A 3,795-nucleotide genomic window follows, 5' to 3' on the forward strand; every position below is an offset into this window, starting at 1 on the left:
AGCTAGCCAAGCTAGTCGATCTAGCCGGCAGACTGCGCTTTCAAAAGCGCTGGGCGCAGACGCCTCGCATCCCTGAAACAGCGGTTTTAGGCCACATGTTGGTCGTGGCGATTCTGAGTTATTTTTACTCGCTTGAGGTTAAGGCCTGCAAAACGAGGCTAGAAAATAACTTCTTTTGTGCGCTCTTTCACGATCTGCCAGAGTCGCTAACGCGCGATATCATTAGCCCCGTAAAATACGGTATCGAAGGACTAAACGAGATAATCAGCGAATACGAAATGCGCCTGATAGACGAGAAAATTTTGCCTTTCGTACCTGAAAATTTTAGAGACGAGTTTAGTTATATCCTCGGTATCCGTATGGAAGAGGGCAAATTTATCAAAAACGAGTTTGAAAATAGAATCTGCGAGAAAAAGCCTCTGCACCACGAGGGCACGATGGAGAACGTAAACGAGGATAAATTTAACGCCATCGACGGCAAAGCGCTTAAATTTTGCGACAAGCTCGCAGCGTTTTTCGAGGCGGGGATCTCGGTCAGCTACGGCGTGAAGTCAAACGAACTAACCGAAGGCTTTAATAATATGGATAAATTTTTTCAGAAAAATCAGAGCTTGGACGGAGTGAATTTTTCAAAAATCTGCAATGATTTTAAGGAGCATTTTTCGCTTTTACAGGTTTAAAAACCCTCTCTCAGATGACTGCGGCACACGCCTAGCCTAAGTGCTCTGCTGTGTTCCCACCCTGAAGCGGTGCCTAGAAGAGACATTGCACAGGTCTAAGAAAGGGCAAGAGCGATTTTACTCAAATTTTACTTAAATATATTTTAGGCGGCAACATGGGATTTGATATAAAAAGTAAATTTTTGTCGTTGTTTAGGGAGTTTTTGGTCTATCACCATCGCTCGCTGGAGTTTCGTGCGAAGGTCTTTGCGGCTATCATCTCGGCCAAACTTAATCCCGAAGAGGACGATTTTGCAAATTTATACGATATCTCGAGCGAAATTTACGGCGGCGACGAGAACCGCAAACGCGTACTTATCGAAACCACCAGAGAGTATGTCTCCCGTATCAAACGCAAAGACCCGATGACGCTTGATAGCTTGCTCTTAGCGATCGATCAGGCCATCAGAGCGAACAAAAACTATGCGCTAAAGATCGACTTCGAGCACCTACGCAGGCTCATCGACGCCGACGAATACGAAGGCCTCGTGCAGCAACGCGTGTATGATTTCTTGCTATACGAGGTAAAAACCTACGCGCCAAACAGATAAAACGTCAAATTTGAAGGTTAAATTTTACCTATTTTTGCTGCTTTTTTGCGGCGTTTTTTGTTATGGATTTGATTTTTGGGAGGCGATACGCTTGATGACGGCATTTATAAAGAGGTCGATATGCCTGAGGCCGGCAGCGCGACCGATATAAATTTCAGCGTCAAAAAGGCCGGTATCTACGAGGTAAGTTTCATCTACGCGCGAGATCCGCAAAAGCAAAAAGAGGAAGAAAAGCTCAGCGAGGAGGTCTTCCCGGGATACGGCAGCGACGAGTTTACGAAGTGGTTTTGCGAGAAGTTTACAGCCGCTAAGCTAGCCGGCTACTACGGTTATACGACGCAAGGCGTCCCTGAGCCCATTGGTACGAGTGAAGAGGAAAAAGCGGCCTGTACGGGCAAAAAAATCTTGCTAAAAGTAGCGCTAAAATCCATACAAAATCGAAAAATAAGCTACGCAAAAGGCGGCGAAATGAACGAGCTAAAGCAAAATTCGAGCGCTGTAACCGAAACGTTTGATCTGTCAAAATACGGCGCGACTTCATGGTACAGCGCGCCAAACGGAGGCTTTGCGCACGATAAAGTTTTGCTCCGAGCAGAGCTCGAAAAAGGCGAATATAGCGTAAAAGTACAGGCTCTAAGCGACGCGCCCGAGCTAAAAAAGATCGTGACGTTTATTAAAATTAGCAGATATCACAACTGGAAGTGATGATTTGCGAGATTTTGCGCGCCAAATTTGCCGTTCTAAGCATCAAATTTGACTAAATTTACTAAAAATTCCTAAGCCCTATTTCTAAATTTGAACGGATCGAATTTGGATCAAATTTAGCCTTCGCCTGCGTCAAATTTCCAAAATTTTCGCCCGTGTCGAGGAAATTTTGTAGATAGTAAACGCCTCTATATCCGTGCTCGTACAAAATCTCGCTCATAACAGAGATATCGGCCTCGTCTAGCAAGTCCGCGTGCACCGTCGTTCTAACCTCAAATTTAAAGCCGGTTTGCAACAAAAACTCAAGCGTTTGTAAGAAATTTTTATACAAATTCGAGCCGGTAACCTTGAGAAATTTCTCCTTCGTTGCTTTAAAATCAAGCGCGATATAGTCGATCAAATTTAGCGAGATAGCCTGCTGAATAATGGTCAAATTTGAGCCGTTGGTATCGACTTTGAGCGAAAAACCGCGCGACTTTACTTCGCGAGCTAGCGGTAAAAACGCTGGGCTAAGCGTGCATTCGCCGCCGCTAAAAACCACGCCGCTAAGCTTGCCTTTGCGCTTGTCTAAAAATTTGATAAACTCGGCGCAGCTGATCTGTCCGGCGCCCGTGACGATAGGGACGTTGTAGCAGTAGGCGCAGCGCATGTTGCAGCCCGCAAACCACGCTATACAGGCTGTTTTATCTGGGTAGTCGAGGGTCGTAAAGGGGGTGAGCGAGTAAAGCGGAAAATCAGCGTCTTTCACGTTTTACTCGCAGGATTTTAGCGTGATTTAGGCTCGCAAAATTTGACGCGCTCTTTGTGCTCGCCTTTTTTACCGAGGTTAAAGCTCTCTACAGGGCGGTGATAGCCCATCACGCGGGTGTAAACGACGCATTTCGTGCGCTTTGCTTCAAGCGAAGCTAGGATTTCTTTGTCGCTCATTTGTCACTCCTTGATAATTGATGTCAAATAGTATAGCACTTTGTAGATAACTACCGTCTTAAATTCCGCTGCATGCTTTTGTTTTTCAGCCATTGTTAAAAGTATGGTAATATTCTCGTTACGATTAAATTTAAAACAAAGGAAAAACATGGCAAAAGTCAAATTTCACGGCGCGGACGTCGCGCTAAAAGGCGAAGAGGTATTCGTAGGTTCGTATGCGCCCGAAGTCACACTCGTCGGGCAGGATCTAGGCGAGTTTAAGGTCGGCGGCAACAACGGCATCGAGATATTAGTCGCAGTTCCGTCGCTAGATACGGGCGTTTGCGCGACTGAGACGCGTAAATTTAACGAAAAAATGGCCGCCAAAGCGGCGATCAAACTAAGCGTGATTTCTATGGATCTGCCGTTTGCGATGGGAAGATTTTGCTCTACGGAGGGGATTAAAAATTTAAAAGTCGGTAGCGACTTTAGAGCTAGAGAGTTCGGCGAAAAATACGGCGTAATCATCGGCGAAGGACCGCTTGCGGGGCTTTTAGCTAGAGCTGTTTTCGTCATCAAAAACGGCGTCGTCATCCACAAACAAATCGTCTCAGAGATCACGGACGAGCCAAACTACGACGCGGTATTTGACGCGATAAAATCAAGCGGAGGCTGCGGCTGCGGGTGCATGTAAGCCGATAAATTTAAAGGCCGCGAGAGCGGTCTTTTCTGCAAAAATTATCAAATCTTTACACTTAAATTTGCTTCTCATCTTTTAATATAACGATATGTTTTGTCTCAAATTCCAAATTTACATACTAAAATTATGTTTTGATAGCGCTTGTAATTTAGCGGCGAAAAAGTTATATAAATTTAAATGAAGTAAAAGAGAGCCGTGGTTAAATTTTCCAAAA

The 3,795-nt window shown here is 45.0% G+C and carries 6 protein-coding genes and 1 other RNA gene; 4 read left to right on the plus strand and 3 right to left on the minus strand.

Annotation, left to right across the window (positions count from 1 at the left end; genetic code table 11):
• A partial coding sequence (locus Q0314_RS00955) for an HD domain-containing protein (protein WP_298055495.1) occupies positions 1–680 on the plus strand: 680 nt, incomplete at its 5' end.
• Positions 681–684: 4 nt separating this feature from the next.
• Here Q0314_RS00955 and ffs read toward each other — a convergent pair.
• Positions 685–782: signal recognition particle sRNA small type (gene ffs / locus Q0314_RS00960), an RNA gene on the minus strand.
• Positions 783–835: 53 nt separating this feature from the next.
• On the opposite strand from ffs, the gene Q0314_RS00965 reads away from it, so the two are divergent.
• Both Q0314_RS00965 and Q0314_RS00970 read left to right on the plus strand, forming a co-directional pair.
• Complete coding sequence (locus Q0314_RS00965; RefSeq protein ID WP_298055498.1) at positions 836–1,270, plus strand: hypothetical protein; 435 nt, start codon at positions 836–838, stop codon at positions 1,268–1,270.
• A gap of 75 nt (positions 1,271–1,345) precedes the next feature.
• Positions 1,346–1,975 (plus strand): DUF5625 family protein, encoded by a 630-nt coding sequence (locus Q0314_RS00970; protein WP_298055501.1) that lies wholly within the window; start codon positions 1,346–1,348, stop codon positions 1,973–1,975.
• A gap of 61 nt (positions 1,976–2,036) precedes the next feature.
• On the opposite strand, the gene Q0314_RS00975 is transcribed toward Q0314_RS00970, so the two are convergent.
• Both Q0314_RS00975 and nrdD read right to left on the minus strand, forming a co-directional pair.
• Positions 2,037–2,723 (minus strand): anaerobic ribonucleoside-triphosphate reductase activating protein, encoded by a 687-nt coding sequence (locus tag Q0314_RS00975; RefSeq protein ID WP_298055504.1) that lies wholly within the window; start codon positions 2,721–2,723, stop codon positions 2,037–2,039.
• Between the two features lie 17 nt (positions 2,724–2,740).
• On the minus strand, positions 2,741–2,902 hold the full coding sequence (nrdD, locus tag Q0314_RS00980; protein ID WP_004321737.1) for an anaerobic ribonucleoside-triphosphate reductase: 162 nt from the start codon (positions 2,900–2,902) through the stop codon (positions 2,741–2,743).
• A gap of 148 nt (positions 2,903–3,050) precedes the next feature.
• Between nrdD and tpx the strand changes: the two genes are divergently transcribed.
• Positions 3,051–3,575, plus strand: coding sequence for a thiol peroxidase (gene tpx / locus Q0314_RS00985; protein WP_298055509.1), 525 nt, complete (start codon positions 3,051–3,053; stop codon positions 3,573–3,575).
• Positions 3,576–3,795 lie beyond the last annotated feature (220 nt).

Origin of the sequence: uncultured Campylobacter sp. (assembly GCF_938040115.1) — a bacterium.
In the GTDB taxonomy this organism is placed as follows: domain Bacteria; phylum Campylobacterota; class Campylobacteria; order Campylobacterales; family Campylobacteraceae; genus Campylobacter_A.

Coding starts and splice junctions, on each gene's coding strand:
- Q0314_RS00965 (WP_298055498.1), top strand. CDS start 836: ATGGGATTTGATATAAAAAGTAAATTTTTGTCGTTGTTTAGGGAGTTT.
- nrdD (WP_004321737.1), bottom strand. CDS start 2,902: ATGAGCGACAAAGAAATCCTAGCTTCGCTTGAAGCAAAGCGCACGAAA.
- tpx (WP_298055509.1), top strand. CDS start 3,051: ATGGCAAAAGTCAAATTTCACGGCGCGGACGTCGCGCTAAAAGGCGAA.